Source organism: Thioalkalivibrio sp. ALJ2 (assembly GCF_000378325.1).
GTDB lineage: Bacteria > Pseudomonadota > Gammaproteobacteria > Ectothiorhodospirales > Ectothiorhodospiraceae > Thioalkalivibrio.
In genome coordinates this window covers 317,183-332,601 of record NZ_KB899555.1, presented here as the reverse complement: position 1 = coordinate 332,601, position 15,419 = coordinate 317,183, and the positions used below count along the sequence as shown (strand labels likewise).

General features: G+C 69.1%; 16 protein-coding genes. 7 read left to right on the top strand and 9 right to left on the bottom strand.

The window, feature by feature from the left end:
* Positions 1-190 precede the first annotated feature (190 nt).
* From F468_RS0106825 to F468_RS0106805, 5 genes are all read right to left on the bottom strand, one after another.
* A complete protein-coding gene (locus F468_RS0106825) occupies positions 191-1,381 on the bottom strand; it encodes an FAD-dependent monooxygenase (protein WP_018994812.1) in 1,191 nt (396 codons plus the stop codon).
* Entirely contained in the window at positions 1,378-2,637 is a 1,260-nt protein-coding gene (locus F468_RS0106820) for an FAD-dependent monooxygenase (protein ID WP_026296505.1), read from the bottom strand. Before F468_RS0106820 ends, F468_RS0106825 begins: the two co-directional genes overlap by 4 nt.
* Positions 2,638-3,159: 522 nt before the next feature.
* Positions 3,160-4,524, bottom strand: a complete 1,365-nt coding sequence (gene pepP, locus F468_RS0106815; protein WP_018994810.1) for a Xaa-Pro aminopeptidase — start codon at positions 4,522-4,524, stop codon at positions 3,160-3,162.
* Positions 4,521-5,123: a UPF0149 family protein gene (locus F468_RS0106810; protein WP_018138364.1), complete on the bottom strand. Its 603-nt coding sequence runs from the start codon at positions 5,121-5,123 to the stop codon at positions 4,521-4,523. Before F468_RS0106810 ends, pepP begins: the two co-directional genes overlap by 4 nt.
* Positions 5,123-5,410 carry a hypothetical protein gene (locus tag F468_RS0106805; RefSeq protein WP_018138363.1) on the bottom strand — a complete coding sequence of 96 codons (288 nt, stop codon included), beginning with the start codon at positions 5,408-5,410 and terminating at the stop codon, positions 5,123-5,125. The genes F468_RS0106810 and F468_RS0106805 overlap by 1 nt, the downstream gene beginning before the upstream one ends.
* A 245-nt stretch (positions 5,411-5,655) precedes the next feature.
* On the opposite strand from F468_RS0106805, the gene zapB reads away from it, so the two are divergent.
* Together zapB and F468_RS0106795 are read left to right on the top strand one after the other, a co-directional pair.
* On the top strand, positions 5,656-5,880 hold the full coding sequence (gene zapB, locus F468_RS0106800) for a cell division protein ZapB (protein WP_018138362.1): 225 nt from the start codon (positions 5,656-5,658) through the stop codon (positions 5,878-5,880).
* On the top strand, positions 5,877-6,179 hold the full coding sequence (locus F468_RS0106795; RefSeq protein WP_012983191.1) for a cell division protein ZapA: 303 nt from the start codon (positions 5,877-5,879) through the stop codon (positions 6,177-6,179). Before zapB ends, F468_RS0106795 begins: the two co-directional genes overlap by 4 nt.
* Before the next feature lie 226 nt (positions 6,180-6,405).
* On the opposite strand, the gene lolA is transcribed toward F468_RS0106795, so the two are convergent.
* The 4 genes from lolA to F468_RS0106775 all read right to left on the bottom strand — a co-directional run bounded on the left by lolA (position 6,406) and on the right by F468_RS0106775 (position 11,839).
* Positions 6,406-7,065: an outer membrane lipoprotein chaperone LolA gene (gene lolA / locus F468_RS0106790; protein ID WP_018138361.1), complete on the bottom strand. Its 660-nt coding sequence runs from the start codon at positions 7,063-7,065 to the stop codon at positions 6,406-6,408.
* A 388-nt stretch (positions 7,066-7,453) separates the two neighbouring features.
* The gene (locus F468_RS0106785) at positions 7,454-9,823 is read right to left on the bottom strand and encodes a DNA translocase FtsK (RefSeq protein ID WP_018138360.1); all 2,370 of its coding nucleotides are present in this window, start codon (positions 9,821-9,823) and stop codon (positions 7,454-7,456) included.
* A gap of 25 nt (positions 9,824-9,848) precedes the next feature.
* The gene (locus tag F468_RS0106780; protein ID WP_020404934.1) at positions 9,849-10,604 is read right to left on the bottom strand and encodes a DUF429 domain-containing protein; all 756 of its coding nucleotides are present in this window, start codon (positions 10,602-10,604) and stop codon (positions 9,849-9,851) included.
* Complete coding sequence (locus F468_RS0106775; protein ID WP_018138358.1) at positions 10,601-11,839, bottom strand: methyltransferase domain-containing protein; 1,239 nt, start codon at positions 11,837-11,839, stop codon at positions 10,601-10,603. The genes F468_RS0106780 and F468_RS0106775 overlap by 4 nt, the downstream gene beginning before the upstream one ends.
* Positions 11,840-11,902: 63 nt before the next feature.
* Here F468_RS0106775 and F468_RS0106770 point away from each other — a divergent pair, with 63 nt between their 5' ends.
* The 5 genes from F468_RS0106770 (at position 11,903) to imuA (ending at position 15,353) form a co-directional block, all read left to right on the top strand.
* Positions 11,903-13,021: a transporter substrate-binding domain-containing protein gene (locus F468_RS0106770; RefSeq protein WP_018138357.1), complete on the top strand. Its 1,119-nt coding sequence runs from the start codon at positions 11,903-11,905 to the stop codon at positions 13,019-13,021.
* Between the two features lie 26 nt (positions 13,022-13,047).
* Positions 13,048-13,374 carry a hypothetical protein gene (locus tag F468_RS0106765; RefSeq protein ID WP_018138356.1) on the top strand — a complete coding sequence of 109 codons (327 nt, stop codon included), beginning with the start codon at positions 13,048-13,050 and terminating at the stop codon, positions 13,372-13,374.
* Between the two features lie 288 nt (positions 13,375-13,662).
* On the top strand, positions 13,663-14,013 hold the full coding sequence (locus tag F468_RS0106760) for a hypothetical protein (RefSeq protein ID WP_018994809.1): 351 nt from the start codon (positions 13,663-13,665) through the stop codon (positions 14,011-14,013).
* A 94-nt stretch (positions 14,014-14,107) separates the two neighbouring features.
* On the top strand, positions 14,108-14,725 hold the full coding sequence (gene lexA, locus F468_RS0106755) for a transcriptional repressor LexA (RefSeq protein ID WP_018137559.1): 618 nt from the start codon (positions 14,108-14,110) through the stop codon (positions 14,723-14,725).
* Positions 14,726-14,729: 4 nt separating this feature from the next.
* Positions 14,730-15,353, top strand: a complete 624-nt coding sequence (gene imuA, locus F468_RS0106750) for a translesion DNA synthesis-associated protein ImuA (RefSeq protein ID WP_018994808.1) — start codon at positions 14,730-14,732, stop codon at positions 15,351-15,353.
* The last annotated feature ends 66 nt before the right edge of the window (positions 15,354-15,419 follow it).

The window sequence follows — 15,419 nt, the reverse complement described above, 5'->3', positions numbered from 1 at the left end:
AAGGCGACAATTGAGCCGACGGCGCGAAGGCTGGAGTGGAGTGATGCGTTTCGCTTGGTTCAACGCATCCTGCGGCGTGCAAGGCGGAAGATGGAGTTGTAGGAGGCCAGCCCTCTGGCCGATTGGGAGTCGCCCAATGCCCGATCGGCCAGAGGGCTGGCCTCCTACAGGGGGTGTGGCAGCGATTGCGCTAATCGAGGCCGAAGGCGCGGCGGGCGAGGCGGCGCTTGACGGGGTCGGCCTGGTCGACCAGGCGCAGGCCGAGGCCGCGCAGTTCGGGGAGCCCGGCGGCCTGGGTGCCGAAGAGGAGCTTAAAGCCGTCCATCGCGCGTTGCATGAAGGCGTTTTCCGGGCGGCGGGCGCGGGTGTAGGCGCGCAGGACGGTCTCCGCGCCCGGGTCGTGGCGGGCGGGGCCCCGCAGCCCGTCGACCAGGGTACGGGCGTCGGCCAGGCCCAGGTTCAGGCCCTGGCCCGCCAGCGGGTGGATGGTATGGGCGGCGTCGCCGGCCAGTACCACACGGCCGGAGTGGTAGGTCTTGGCGTGCCGCGCGGTGAGCGGGAAGCTGGCGCGCGGGGAGGTGGCGGTAATCGCGCCCAGGCAGCCATCGGTCTCCTGCTCCAGCGCCGCACAAAAGGCCTCGTCGTCCAGGGCCAGGGTGTCTTCGGCCGCCGGCCATTCCGGCTGCGACCAAACGATGGAGCAGCGCCCGTCCGCCAGCGGCAGGAGCGCGATGATCCGGTCCTCGACGAAGCGCTGCCAGGCGGTGTCCTGGTGCGGGTGCTCGGTGGTGATGGTCGCGACAACGCCGCGCGCGTCGTAGTCGTGCCCGGTAAACGGGATACCGACGTAGTCGCGGACACGGGAACGCGCCCCGTCGGCCGCGACCAGCAGACGGGCTGAGGCGATCGGCTGCCGGTGGTCACCGTGCACATCGACCCGGTCCGGGCGGCGGTCGAGGGACTTCCATTCGGTCTGCGGGTACAGGGCAACGCCGGCGGCCTCGAGTTCGCTCCATAGCACCGACTCGAGCGCGGCGAGCTCGACCGTCCAGCCAAGCGCCGGGACGCCCAGCGCATCGGCATCAAAGCGGATGTGGCCGGGACCGTTCGCATCCCATACGTACATGCCGGAGAACGCATGGGCGCGGCGCTGCTCCAGCGCCTTGCGCACGCCCAGCTCGTCGAGAAAGGCCATGGAGGCGGAGTTGAGCGTGGCAACCCGCGTGACCGGTGTCGTCTCCGGATCGAACTGGGGCGCGGCGTTGCGTTCCAGCACGCCAACCCGCAGGCCCTGCCGCGCGGCGCCCAGGGCGATCGCCCCGCCGACGGCGCCCGCGCCCACGACCAAGACGTCCAGCGTTTCGTGGGTGCCTTTCGTCATGGCGTGCCCTGCCCGGCTGCGGGTAGATGGGCGAGCGTATGGCGCGGCAGCGGACCCAGCCCCATTGCGGAGCGGGCCAGCGCATCGCGCGCAGGGCGCAGGCGATCGACCGCCATCATGCCGGCCCCCAGCCCGTGGCCGCGCAGCCCGGCGGCGTGCAGCAGGCCCCGGGCGAGGAAATCGGTGGCCGCGACGACGCTACCCACATCCTGTCGCCGCTCTTTCGCATAAGCCTCCAGCACGGCCGCCGCACCCGGGTCAGCGGCAAACGCGGGCGTGCCATCGACTTGCCGGCCCGTGCGCAGCGCACCAAGCAGGCCCGCCACGTCGCGCAGCGACAGGTTGAGCCCCTGCCCGGCGACTGGATGCACGGAGTGCGCGGCATTGCCGAGCAGCAGCGCACGCTCGGCGACCGGGTCCGGCGCGTGGACGCGCTCCAGCGGGAAACGCACGACCGGCCCCGCCGGACGCAGGCGCCCGAGTGTCCAGCCAAAGCGGGCCTGCAACTCGCGCAGGCGTTCCGCCTCGCCCTGCTCCAGGCGCTGTTCACAAGTCTGCGGCGGCGCCACCCAGACGACATTCATGCGGCCATCGGCCTGCGGCAGCAGGGCCAGTGGCCCCTCGTCGGTGAAGCGCTCGAAGGCCTGGCCGTTGTGCGGGCGATCCGGGCGTACGTCGAACACCAGGGCATCGGCGTCGTAGCGCAGACGCTGCACCGGGAGGCCCAGGGCCTTGCGGGTCGGGGAGCTCACGCCGTCCGCCGCGAGGATCAGACGGGCGGACCAGGCCGACTCACCCTTTGCTCCCTGGATGTGCAGCGTCCGCCGGTCGCCCTCGGCCGGATCGAGGCCGTCCAGGGTCGAGTCGTAGTGCAGGTCCACGCCAGCCGCGCGACAGGCCTCGTTCAGCATCGGATCCAGGGCGGCGGCCGGAACGACCTGCCCGAGCGCGGCGCGGCCGTGGTCGCGCGCGTTCAGGTGGACCCGCCCCAGCCCGCCGCGACGGCTGACCACGATGGATCGGATGGGGGTGGCCTGTTCGGCCACGGAGGACCAGTAGCCGAGGTCGTCCAGCAGCTGGACGGAGCCAGCGGCCAGGGCGTAGCCGCGGGTGTCGGGGCGGGTGGTGTCCGGCTTCGGCGCGGCTCCGCGCTCGAACAGGGCCACGGAGTAGCCGGCCCGGGAGAGCGTCGCGGCAGCCAGGCTGCCGACCGGGCCGCCGCCGATGATGGCGATGTCGGGGGTTTGCACGCTCATCTCAGCGCCGCACCCGGTCATTGCGAGGCTCCGAAGGGGCCGTGGCAATCTCCGGACGCTGGCACAGCGGCCGGATCCGGTGGCTTCGGAAGGCGATCGCCGCGGCGCTGCGCGCCTCGCGATGACGGTACCTGGGGCCACGAACCTTCGTAGGATGCCGATGAGCGCAGCGAATCGCATCAAAGGTGTGGCCACGCCCCAGCGACCGGTGCGTTTCGCAAAGCTCAACGCACCCTACGGTTTTGGGGTGGGCCGGGCTTTGGCGGGAGCGGGGACCCGAAGGGGCCGTGACAATCTCCGGACGCTGGCGCAGCGGCGAGGTCCGGTGGCTGTGGAAGGTGATCGCCGCGGCGCTGCGCACCTCGCGATGACGGTACCCGGGGCCACGAACCTTCGTAGGATGCGGATGAGCGTAGCGAATCGCATCGGGGGCGAGGGCACACCCCGGCGATCGGTGCGTTTCGCGGGGCTCCACGCACCCTACGAATTTTGGGTTGGCCGGGTTTGGGCGGGAGCGCATGGTCAGGTCCAGCCCGGGAGGTCGCCGGCCATGCAGGCTTCGATGTCGTCGGGGGTCTTGGGGCAGGCGGCGGTCAGGACTTCGTGTCCGTCGCGGGTGACGGCGACGTCGTCCTCGATGCGGATGCCGATGCCGCGCAGGGCCTTCGGGGCCTCGGAGTACGGGCCGAAGTAGAGGCCCGGCTCCACGGTGGTCACCATGCCCGGCTCCAGCAGGCGCCAGGCGTCGCCGACGCGGTAGTCGCCGACGTCGTGCACATCCAGCCCCAGCCAGTGGCCAGTGCGGTGCATATAGAAAGGCCGGTAGGCGTGGTCCTTGAGCAGCTTGTCGAGCCGGCCCTTGAGCACGCCCAGATCCTTGAGCCCGCGGGTCAGCTCGCGCACCGCGGCATCGTGCGGGTCGTTCCAGTGGTTGCCCGGGCGGGTCTGCTCGATGGCCGCGTGCTGGGCGGCCAGCACGCACTCGTAGACCTCGCGCTGGGTGTCGCTGAAACGGCCGGAGACCGGGAAGGTGCGGGTGATGTCGGAGGCGTAGCCCTGCACCTCGCAGCCGGCATCGATCAGCAGCAGGTCGCCGTCGTTCAGGACATCGCGGTTCTCGATGTAGTGCAGGATGCAGCCGTTCTCGCCACCGCCGACGATGGAGGGATACGCCGGCTCGGTGCCATGGCGGTGAAACTCGTGCAGCAGTTCGGCCTCGACCATGAACTCGGTCACACCCGGTCGCGCCGCCTGCATCGCGCGGATATGGGCCTGGCAGGAGATCGCGGCCGCGTGGCGCATCATGCGCAGCTCCGGGGCCTTCTTGAACAGGCGCTGCTCGTGCACGTAGTGCTCGACCGCGACGTATTCATGCGGGGCCCGTACGCCGTTGCGCGCCTTCGCGCGGACCCGATTGACCCAGCCGAACAGCCGCTGGTCCAGCGCCTCGTCACGCCCGAACGGGGCACACAGCACGCGCCGATTCTCCATCAGGCCCGGCAGGATCTCGTCGATGTCCTCGATCGGGAACGCGCACTCCGCGCCGTAGTGTTCCATCGCCCCGTCCGGTCCGGCGCGCCGCCCCTGCCAGGTCTCCTGCGTGGGGTCGCGGTCGCGGCAGAACAGGATGTACTCCCCGGCCTCGCGTCCGGGGACGAACACGGCGACCGCATCCGGCTCCGGGAAGCCCGTAAGATAGAGGAAGTCGCTGTTCTGTCGAAACGGGTAGTCGACATCGCGATTGCGCACCTGCTCGTGCGCCGCGGGCACCACGATGATCGAGTCGCCACCCACGCCGCGCATCAGGCGCTGACGCCGCCGGGCGAACTCGGCCAGGGTGATGGTCGGGGTCTTGCCGGGCAGCGGGGGGCGCGTGGGGGCATTCATTGCATCGGGATCCGTTTCGGGTCGTCCGGGGCGAGCTCGTCGGCGATCAGCAATACACCGACGCGCACGTATTCGTTGAGTTCCTCGAAGGCGGCGGCGTTGTCTTCGTCGTCCTCCGGCTCCAGTTCGATGCGCGCAATCTCGGCAAAGTCGCGCAGGATTTCACTGGCCTCGGCCGAGGGCTTCATCTGCTGTAGCCGGGGCATCTGCCCGAAACCCGAGATAAAGCCGTCGACCCACTCGGACAGGGCCTGGGCACGCGCCTCGATCGGCTCGTCTTCCGGCAGCAGGGGCCCGAAGCCGAGCTCGACGTCGTACAGCTGCGCCAGCAGTGCCCGGCGGATCGCCTCCACCGTCGCGCGGAAGTCGTCCGGCGCGGCATCGGTCAGCGGCAGCGCCTCGCCCAGGCTTTGTTCCAGCGCCTCGACATCCGCGCCGGGGTCCGCGACCACACAGCCGGTGAACAGCCCGTGGGCGGAGGCCGGCGTTTGCGCGAAGCCCATGCGGCGCAGGCCATGCGCGAGCTGCTCGGCCAGCGCGGTCGGGTCGGATTCAAGGCCGCCGCGCGCCTTGGTCGATTCGCCGGTCGGAGCAGCCATCAGAAGGACTCCAGACGGGCTTCGTACGGAAACAGCAGGAAGCGGTAGAGGTCGTCACCGACCTGCAGATGGGTGAACTGCGGCTCGCCCAGCTTGATCGCGCTGGACCCGGTGGCCGACAGCGCATTCAGACCAAAGCGCTTCTCCGCGATCAGGTCCGCCAGCAGTTGCTCCAGATCCGCGCGCGGGATCGCCCCGGTATTGTCCACGATGCGGCAGGGCTTGCCGTTGTGGGCGGTGCCCTCGATCACGGTGGCCTGCGGGTCGGGTTCGGGGGGCTGAATCATGGGCGCGGCAGTTCCTGAGAAATGATATGCCGCCTATTGTGACCAGCCCGCCATAGGAGTCGCAACAAAGCGCCGTGTCCGCGCGCGTTTGGCCCTGTCGCCGCCGGCAGTCGCGGATGGCAATAGTGAAGGCGCTCCCGCAAAAAGGTCACACAAGTTGACGATTTGCGGGGGGGCCTCCTAGACTCCATGGACTGCGTCGCGCGCCGTGCGCGGTCGCCTTCACCGAACTGGGGCCTGTCGCCATGTCGTCCGAGGATTCCAGCCACGATCCCGTCGAGCGCCTCGAGACCGCGATTACGCGGCTGCTCGATGAACATGCCGCCCTGCGCGAGGAGAACAATCTGCTGCACGAGCAGATTCGTCAGCTCAAAAGCGAGCGCGCGGCCTTCAAGGAACGCAACGAACAGGCCCGCCACCGGGTCGAGACGATGATCGCCCGCCTGCGGTCGATGGAGCACAGCGAATGAGCCAGTCCGAACCCGTACGCGTCTCGATCCTGGGCAAGGAATACCAGATCGCCTGCCCGCCCGAGGAACGCGCCGACCTGTTTGCCTCCGCCTCCCTGGTCGACGAGCGCATGCGCGAACTGCGCGACACCGGCCGCGTGGTCGGCGCCGAGCGCATTGCCGTGATGGTGGCGCTGAACCTCGCTCACGAGATGCTCGAATGCCAGGAGCAGCTCAAGCGCGCCGAGCAGACCGGCCCGGCCCGCATCACCGCCATCGCCGACCGCATCGAACAGTCGCTGGGCACGCCCCGCTCCTGAAGTTCGCGGCCAAGGCCGCTCCCACAGCGCCGGCGGCCAAGGCCGCTCCCACAGCGCCGTAGGATGGGATGAGCCAGGCGAATCCTATCAAGGGTTCCCACGGCGCACGGCACGGTGCGTTTCGCGGTGCTCAACCGCACCCTACTCCTGCCCCCACCCCGCACTGTAGGATGGGATGAGCCAAGCGAATCCCATCAAGGGTTCCCACGGCGCGGCGAATGGTGCGTTACGGCCGATAGATATCCACCCCGGATGGCGGATCGAAGGTAAACGCAGCCTCGTCGACCGGCGCATTGCGCTCGCTTCGCTCGAAGTGAATCTCGGTCTCCTGACCAAAGATGTCGCGAAAGGCCATGCGGGTCAGGTCACCATCCGGCGTCAGGTCCAGCTCGAGATGCGTAAAGTCCGCCTGTTCGTTGCGCGGGATCAGCAGCAGGCGCAGGGCCGAGGCATCACCTACCGGCAGCACATCCATGCGGAAGTGTTCGTCCAGCCGCTCCGGCTGGGTGATCGCCGCGATCGGTGTCGCATCGAAGGCATCCCCCAGCGGGCGCACGGTCGCCTGCGCCAGGTCCGGGTCATAGGTCCACAGGTCCTCGCCATCGGACACGATCGTCTGCGGGAAGGGCTCGGTCACCTCCCAGCGCAGTCGATTCGGCATGCCCAGCTGCATCGAGCCGTCGGACTCCTGCAGCACATAGCCCGTCTCGTCGCGTACCGTCTGCGTGAACTCGGCCGTAAAGGTCTCCAGTCCCTCGACAAAACGGTCCAGCGCCGCGCGCGCATCCGGCGCCGGGCCGCGCTCGGCCGCCAGCGGCCCGGCGAACAGGAACATCGTCGTCGCGGCCAGGGCGAGCAACAGACGGGGGACAAGACGAACGATCATGCGGACTCCGGTTGGGTGTTTACGATGATCCTGCGCCCGGTCGCTTAACCGGACGTGAATACCACAACAGAAAGGTCGAGCCGGATCACAGGATCCGGTACATGGACCCGGCCGAGCGTTAGGGAAACACTGATTAATGTACACACTCGCGTTGGCACCCCAGGTTTTCCGAGACAAGGCGCGTCGCGCAGCGGGTAGTGGTTCTACCTGCAAGCGGCGCAACGCAGGATCGGGGAACCTGGGGTGCCAACCCCGAAGGGGCTCGGCCGCTTTTGCGCGCGCACGGCGTTGCGGCTCCCTTGTGCAGAATGACTGCACGGCAGTCACCGCGCCTTGTTCGCACGCAAAAGCGACTCGAGCGCGAGCGTGTACATTGATCAGTGTTTCCCTAGTCGTTCGGCCCCGGGACCAGGACCTCGCGATTGCCATTGGACTGCACCGGGCTGACCAGCCCGGCGGCCTCCATGTCCTCGACCATGCGCGCGGCACGGTTGTAGCCGATCTTCAGGCGGCGCTGGATGAACGAGATCGAGGCCTTGCGCGTCTCGATCACGATCTGCACAGCCTGGTCGTAAAGCGGGTCGGTCTCCGCCTCGCCATCGCCCGGTGCCTCCAGCCCCGGGATCGCGGCGGCCCCGGCCTCCGGCTCGTCGAGGATCGCCTCGTTGTAGTTCGGCTCGCCGGTAGATTTCAGGTACTCCACCACCTGATGGACCTCGTTGTCGCCGACGAAGGCACCATGTACGCGCTCCGGCATCGCCTTGCCCGGCGGCAGGTAGAGCATGTCGCCGTGGCCCAGCAGGTGCTCGGCCCCCATCTGGTCGAGGATGGTGCGCGAGTCCACGCGCGAGGAGACCTGGAAGGCGATACGGCTGGGGATGTTCGCCTTGATCAGGCCGGTGATCACGTCCACCGACGGGCGCTGGGTGGCCAGGATCAGGTGGATACCGGCGGCGCGCGCCTTCTGCGCCAGGCGTGCGATCAGCTCCTCCACCTTCTTGCCCACCACCATCATCATGTCGGCGAACTCGTCGACCACGATCACGATGAACGGCAACGGCTCTAGCTCCGGCGCCTCGGTCTCGGTCAGCGCCTCCTCCGGCTTGAACAGTGGGTCCTTCAACGGCTCGCCGGCGGCCTCGGCATCGCGCACCTTCTTGTTGAAGCCGCCGATATTGCGCACGCCCATCGCCGACATCAGCTTGTAGCGCCGTTCCATCTCTGCCACCGCCCAGCGCAGGGCGTTGGAGGCATCCTTCATGTCGGTCACGACCTCGCACAGCAGGTGCGGGATGCCGTCGTACACCGACAGCTCCAGCATCTTCGGGTCGATCAGGATCAGGCGTACGTCGTCCGGCGTGGACTTGTACAACAGCGACAGCAGCATCGCGTTCACGCCGACCGATTTCCCGGAGCCGGTCGTCCCGGCCACCAGCAAATGCGGCATCTTCGCCAGATCCGCCATCACCGGGCCGCCACCGATGTCCTTGCCGAGCGCCATGGTCAGCGGCGACTTGTTCGAATCGAACAGATCCGAACGCAGGATCTCGGAGAGCGCCACGATCTCGCGGTTCTCGTTGGGGATCTCCAGGCCCACGGTGGACTTGCCCGGGATCACCTCGACGATGCGCACCGCCATCACCGACAGCGAGCGCGCCAGATCGGTGGACAGCCCGGAGATGCGCGAGGCCTTGACCCCGGCCGCCGGCTGCAGCTCGAAGCGCGTGATCACCGGGCCCGGCTGCACCGCGACCACCTCGACCTCCACGCCAAAGTCCTTCAGCTTCAGCTCGACCAGGCGCGAGAGTGCCTGCAGCGACTCCTCCGAGAAGCCATCCGGCGGGGGTGGCGCCTCGTCCAGCAGGGACAGCGGCGGACGCGGATCGGCCCCGGACCCTTCGGTGAACAGCGGGACCTGCTTTTCCTTCTGTACGCGCGGGCTGGGCGCGGGCGCCTCGATGCGCGGCTCCACGCGCGAGGGCGCGCGCTTCTCGGTGCGCTTGCGCTCCTTTTCCACCCGCGTCTCGCGCTCGGCCCGCTCGCGCGCGCCGATGCGGCGATCCCGGGCCGAATCCAGCTGAGCGCGAAGCCGCTCGAAGCCACGGATGGTCAACTGACCCAGCCGGTCCATCAGCAGGAACCAGGACAGGCCCGTGAACAGCGTCACCCCGGCCAGGAACAGCGCCAGCAGCACCAGCGTCGCCCCGACCAGGCTCAGCCCGGCCACGGCCCAGCCGGCAAACAAGTCTCCGAGGATGCCGCCCGCGTGCACCGGCATCCCGCCCGGGAGCAGGTGCAACGCGGCCAGCGCCGCGCCCGAGATCAGTGCCACAATCAGCGCGACCCCGCGCACGGTCAGTTCCATCGGGCTGGCGATCCGCGCCTCGCGGCGATGCCGGAACAGCCACCAGCCGATGCCGCCGACCGCCAGCGGAATCAGGTAGGCCAGATAGCCCAGCAGGTGAAACGCGATGTCCGCAAACCAGGCGCCGGTGGTGCCACCCAGGTTGCGCAGGCTCTCGCCATCGCCGGTGGTGGACCAGGCCGCATCGCCCGGGTGATAGCTCACCAGGGCGACCAGCAGATAAAGCGCCAGCATGCCGAAGATCAGCAGCGCACCCTCGCGCAGCCCGCGCAGCAACTGCCCGCTCAGGCTGGGTGCCGCAGCCGGCTCTGCCGTCTTCCTGCCCTTGCCCCCGGATTTGGCCTTGCTTGCGGCCATGCGCTCCCCATTGTGTTCGGCCCGCGACACGGGCATTGCGAATCATCGCGCAGTTTACCGATTAAGACGTCGTTCGTGGGGGCCGATCTCCCTCCCTGCGAAACGGGTCCGGATCGGCCGACCAGATCCAGCCCTCGCGGCCCGCCAGCGCCGCCTCATCCGCGGTCGGCGCGACTGCGTGTCCGGCCAGGAAATCGACCCCGGCCAGCACGCACAGCGCCGCATCCAGCGTATCGTCGGTGGCGACACTCAGGTCTGGCACGGGCCCCTCGAAGGCCTCGGGCAGCCGGGCCCGGACATCGACACGGGTATCCCAGCCACGGACCCTGCGCAGGGCGGCCGGATACACCTCGATCGCAGCTGAATCGGCAACCGGCCCAGCAACCCGGGGCAGCGGAAGCGCCCGTCCGCTCTGGTCGCGCAGCGCTTGCAGCAGATTGACCGCCGCCAGCGCAGTGCGCGCGATGAAGTTCGCCCCCACCTCCAGCGGGCGCTTGCCGAGGCGCTCCCGAATCACCCGGTCGGTATGGCGGTGGAACATCGCATCCGCGTCCGCCGTAATGCCCGCACCGGCCTGGTGCCCCGACAGTTCCCGCGCCAGGGCGCTGGGCCAGCCGAGCGGGGCATCCAGGCACAGCAGAACGGGTCCCGGCGTATCCATCCAGCCGGCCACGATCGCGGCCGCCGGCTCGCTCGGGTGCGCGCGGCGGGCTTCCTCCAGGCGCAAGTCGTCGCCGGACCAGCGGGCACAGGCCAGCCCGGTCTTGCGCGGCTGGGTGGCACAGTCGACGCCGATGATGCGGATGGGGTTGCTCACGGACACCGGCCCCAGACCGCGAACACCGGGTCGGCATAATCCAGGCGCCCGGCATAAGGGTCGTCCGGCGGGCGCGGCAGGCCGCGCAGCGAGAGCGTGGAAAGGTCGTCGAACCCTGCGCGCAGGAACAAATCGAGCACCAGCCCCATGCGCTCGAAGTCGTACAACTGCTCCCAGACCGCGATCGCCTTGGTCGGGAAGCAGCGATCGGAGAACGCCACCACGAACACCCCACCCGGGCGCAGAAGCTCGCGCACCGAGGCGAATACCGCTTGGGGGCGCGTCAGGTATTCCACCGAGGCGGTGCACACCACCGCATCGAAGCTCGCGGGCGGCAGCGGAATCGCCGGCTGCCGGTTCAGGTCGTGCACCAGGGCCTGATCCAGGGCCTCGTTGGCGGCCAGCTCCTCGTGGTTCATGCCCAGCCCGACAACCGCCTCGGGCCCTCGCAGCTGATCGAGGTGCGATGCCCAGCTGCTCATCAGGTCCAGCACCCGTGCACCCTGCGGGATCAGCGTGGCGTACAGCGCCGCGATCCGGGCACGGGCCGTGGCATCCAGGTGATGCACCATGCATGGCCCGGCGTAGAACTCGCGATCGGGCGCGGGATCCTCGCGCTCACAGGCCTCCCCAGACCAGAAGTCCGTCGGCCGCCCGTGCCACCGCGCCTGCATCCCCGGGCCGCGCGCCGTCAGCATCCGGGTAACAGCCACCGCCCGATCGTCTTCGCGTCCCTGCTCGTGAAACGCCATTACCCGAGCGCGCAGCTGCAGGTCGTCCATGCCCGCCAGCGGATGGTTCAGGTCCGCGACGAGCCGCGCGTCTTCCAGCTTGCCGATGCGGAACAGCTCGCGGTCGCCGGCCTCGATGCCGGCATGGCCGGCGATGAACGCACGCGGATAGAAACGCCCGGCCCGGGGTTCCACCACCCGATGCCGGCGCAGGCGGCGATTGAACGCCGCCGGCGGCAGTTCGACCTCCCCGGCCGGGTCCCACCCCGGGACCAAAGGTGCCCCCGGAACGTCTACTGCCTCGCCGACATCCACGCCGGCCAGCTGCGACCCGATGGCGCCCGGCCAGACGTCGTGCGCCGGCATCAGCCACGGCAGGAACAGGCACTCGCGATGCCGCACCTCGGCACTGCTCCAGTCCAGGGTAAAACCGACATCCAGCGCCGGGCGCGGCGTACCCATGGCCGTTGGCGCGCGTTCCGGGCAGGCAAAGGGGTCGTACATCCGTTGGTGTTTCCCTGTGGGCATTCCCGGTATGGTACGGCGAATCACCTTGAGGATATGCCCATGCCCCGTAGCGGTCGCGCTCTGTTGTACCTGATCGTTCTGACTGTGCTCGCGGGGCTGCTGGCTGCCCCTGCCGCGGCCCAGCCCCCCGGGGCCACGGCAGGCTCCGATCTCGGTGAGACGGAAACACTGCGGGTCGGCACCCGCTTCGTACCTCCCTTCGTGATCCCGCCGGACGATGCCGAGGGCCACCCCACCGGCATCGCGATCGAACTGTGGGAGCGGGTCGCGGAGCGCCTGGAGCTGGACTACGAGTACCGCGAGACCAGTCTCGAGGGGCTGATCGACGGGCTGGGGGACGGGCGTATCGATGTCTCGGTCGCCGCCCTGACCGCCACCTCGGACCGCGCCGAGCGGGTCGATTTCACTCACCCCTATTACACTACCGGGCTGTCCATCGCCGTGCCTCAGCAGGGCAACCCGGTGGCCGGGGCGCTGCGGGCCTTCATCTCCGTTCCCTTTCTGATGGTGGTACTGGCCCTGGCCGGACTGCTCCTGCTGGTGGGCGCGCTGCTGTGGCTGTTCGAGCGTCGGCGCAACGCCGACGAGTTCGGTGGCAACGCCGCCCAGGGGCTCGGCTCCGCGTTCTGGTGGGCCGCAGTCACCATGACCACGGTCGGCTATGGCGACAAGGCCCCGCGCACCCTGCCAGGACGCATGATCGCGCTGGTCTGGATGTTCGCCGCGCTGATCCTCGTGTCTACATTTACTGCCGCGATCGCGACCACGCTGACGGTCAGCTCGCTGGATACCGGCATCCAGAATGTCTCCGACCTGGAGGGTCAGCGTATCGCCACCATCGGCGGCTCCAGTGCTGCCGCCTGGCTGAACGATCAGGGCTTTGCCTACCGCGACCACCAGGACCTGACATCCGCCCTCACGGCGGTGGCCGAGGGGCGCGCCGATGCGATGGTCTACGACGCCCCGCTGCTGCGCTACCAGACGCGCGAACACTTCGCCGGCGAACTGGAGGTCCTGCCGGTGGAGTTCCTGCGCCAGGACTACGCCCTCGCCCTGCCCCAGGGCTCGCCCCTGCGCGCCCCGATGAACGTTGCCATACTGGAGATTCTGGAATCCGACGACTGGCAGCGCGTGCTGCGCCGCTATCTCGGCAACTGACCAGCCGGGCGGGGAGTAAAGACATCATGGCTGAAACATTTCTGGTGGCCATCGTCGATCAGGATCGCGAGGACCTGGCGCTGGCGATCGCGGCCGAGGAAGGCGGCGCGGACGGCACGGTGATGCACGGCGCGGGGCTCGGCTTTCCGGACCACATGACCTTTCTCGGCGTGACCTACCAGGGCCGGGAGTCGATCTGCATCTGGGAGCTGGACGAGGAACGCGCCGAGCGCATCGCCCGCCGCCTGAACCTGGAACTGGACCTGCTGCAGCCGTACAACGGCCTGGCCTTCACACTGGATGCCCAGGCCCTGGCGGGCATGCAGTTCGCGGGTACCCCCGCCCAACCCTAAGGAAACACTGATCAATGTACACGCTCGCGTTGGTACCCCAGGTTTTCCGAGACAAGGCGCGGTGCGCAGCCGGTAGTGGTTCTACCGGCAAGGGCCGCAACGCAGGATCGGGGAACCTGGGGTACCAACCCCAAGGGGCTCGGCCGCTTTTGCGCGCGCACCGCGTTGCGGCTCCCTTGTGCAGAATGACTGCACGGCAGTCACCGCGCCTTGTTCGCACGCAAAAGCGACTCGAGCGCGAGCGTGTACATTGATCAGTGTTTCCTAATCTTCTGCGCGAGGAACGCCATGCAATTCGTACTGCTCGCCGCCGTGGTCCCGCGCAACCGGGCCGACCGTGCCATCGAGACCGTGCGCCGCGAGGGCGCCGCCGGCCTGACGCTGCTGGAGGGCCAGGGCATTGCCCAGCTGCGCCGCACACCGATCATGGATCTGAAGGACTCCGCGGCCCGCAACGTGCTGCTAATGATCCTGGAGGCCAGCCTCGCCGAACGGCTGCTGAAACGCCTGGACGAAGAACTCGCTTTGAGCGAGGTCGGCAACGGCTTCGCGTTCACCCTGCCGATCAAGGACATCGCCGGCATCAAGCCGGAGCAGATCGAGCACCTGCGCAAGACACTGGAGCAGGGCTCGCCTTAGGGAAACACCGATCACGAAGGCGCTTGCCGCTACTTGCCTCGGACTTCGCCACGGAATACTGTATTTATGAACAGTTATCCGTGGAGCACCCGCCGTGTCCCTGACCGCGCGCCAGCAGGCCATCCTCGACTACATCAGCGAGACCGTCGCCACCCAGGGCACGGCCCCAACGCGCAGCGAGATCGCCCGTGCCTTTGGTTTCCGCTCGCCCTATGCGGCCGAATGCCACCTGAAGGCCCTGGAGAAAAAGGGCGCGATCGAACTGGTGGGCGGGGCCGCGCGCGGTATCCGCCTGGCCGGTACGCATGCGGCCCGACCGGCCGAACTACCTCTGGTCGGGCGCGTGGCCGCCGGCTCGCCGATCCTCGCCACCGAGCATATCGAACGCCACTACCGGATCGACGACAGCCTGTTCCGGGCCCGCCCGGACTACCTGCTGCGCGTGCATGGAGAAAGCATGCGCGACGCCGGCATCCTCGATGGCGACCTGCTGGCCGTCCGCCAGACCCCGGAGGCCCGCCCCGGCCAGATCGTCGTGGCCCGCATCGAGGACGAGGTGACGGTCAAGCGCTTCGAGCAGGACGGTGCCCGCGTGCGCCTGCTGCCGGAGAACCCCGACTTCGCCCCGATCGAGATCGACCTGGAGCGCCAGGAGCTGGCGATCGAGGGTATCGGGGTCGGCGTACTGCGCGATCTTGAAGCGCAGGGCTAAGCCCGTGCCCGGCATTGATGCCCTGCTCGATCATCCGGCGCTGTGGCGCGGGCGCAGCGCCGCCCCTGCCGCGAATGCCCCGGTCTGGCCGAGTGGTCACCCGGCGCTGGACCGGGCCCTCGGGGGCGGCTGGCCGCGCGGCCAGCTGATCGAACTCCTGGGCTCCCCCTTTGGCTGTGGCGAGACCCGTCTGCTGGTCCCCATGCTCGCGGCCTGCGGTCGCGAGGGGTACTGGATCGCACTGCTGGCGCCGCCCGCCACGCCCTGGCTGCCGGGCTGGCAGCCGCTTGGCATCCCGCCGGAACGGTTGCTGCTGATCCGCACCGAACACAACCGCGACACCCTCTGGGCCGGCGAACAATGCCTGCGCGACCCGGCCTTCGGGGTCCTGCTGGCCTGGCTGGGCGGCCCGGTGGAAACCGCGTTGTTGCGTCGGCTGCGCCTGGCCGCGGCCGAAAGCCAGGCCTGCGCCATCCTGTACCGCCCGCCGCGCGCCGCGGAGCAGCCCTCCCCGGCCCATCAGCGCCTGCGCTGGCAGCCCGCCACCGACGGCCTCGAACTGAACTGCCTGAAGGGCATCGGCGACTGGGCCCGTTCCGGCCAGGCCCTGCACATCCCGGTGCCCTGAGATGGGCCATCCGGAGCGACCACAAGCCGTCCCGCACCCGCGTGCCTCGCGCCCGGCCCGCGCATG

Coding starts and splice junctions, on each gene's coding strand:
- F468_RS0106825 (WP_018994812.1), bottom strand. CDS start 1,381: ATGACGAAAGGCACCCACGAAACGCTGGACGTCTTGGTCGTGGGCGCG.
- pepP (WP_018994810.1), bottom strand. CDS start 4,524: ATGAATGCCCCCACGCGCCCCCCGCTGCCCGGCAAGACCCCGACCATC.
- F468_RS0106795 (WP_012983191.1), top strand. CDS start 5,877: ATGAGCCAGTCCGAACCCGTACGCGTCTCGATCCTGGGCAAGGAATAC.
- F468_RS0106820 (WP_026296505.1), bottom strand. CDS start 2,637: ATGAGCGTGCAAACCCCCGACATCGCCATCATCGGCGGCGGCCCGGTC.
- F468_RS0106805 (WP_018138363.1), bottom strand. CDS start 5,410: ATGATTCAGCCCCCCGAACCCGACCCGCAGGCCACCGTGATCGAGGGC.
- F468_RS0106810 (WP_018138364.1), bottom strand. CDS start 5,123: ATGGCTGCTCCGACCGGCGAATCGACCAAGGCGCGCGGCGGCCTTGAA.
- F468_RS0106760 (WP_018994809.1), top strand. CDS start 13,663: ATGCAATTCGTACTGCTCGCCGCCGTGGTCCCGCGCAACCGGGCCGAC.
- zapB (WP_018138362.1), top strand. CDS start 5,656: ATGTCGTCCGAGGATTCCAGCCACGATCCCGTCGAGCGCCTCGAGACC.
- F468_RS0106775 (WP_018138358.1), bottom strand. CDS start 11,839: ATGTACGACCCCTTTGCCTGCCCGGAACGCGCGCCAACGGCCATGGGT.
- F468_RS0106785 (WP_018138360.1), bottom strand. CDS start 9,823: ATGCCCGTGTCGCGGGCCGAACACAATGGGGAGCGCATGGCCGCAAGC.
- F468_RS0106770 (WP_018138357.1), top strand. CDS start 11,903: ATGCCCCGTAGCGGTCGCGCTCTGTTGTACCTGATCGTTCTGACTGTG.
- F468_RS0106765 (WP_018138356.1), top strand. CDS start 13,048: ATGGCTGAAACATTTCTGGTGGCCATCGTCGATCAGGATCGCGAGGAC.
- lolA (WP_018138361.1), bottom strand. CDS start 7,065: ATGATCGTTCGTCTTGTCCCCCGTCTGTTGCTCGCCCTGGCCGCGACG.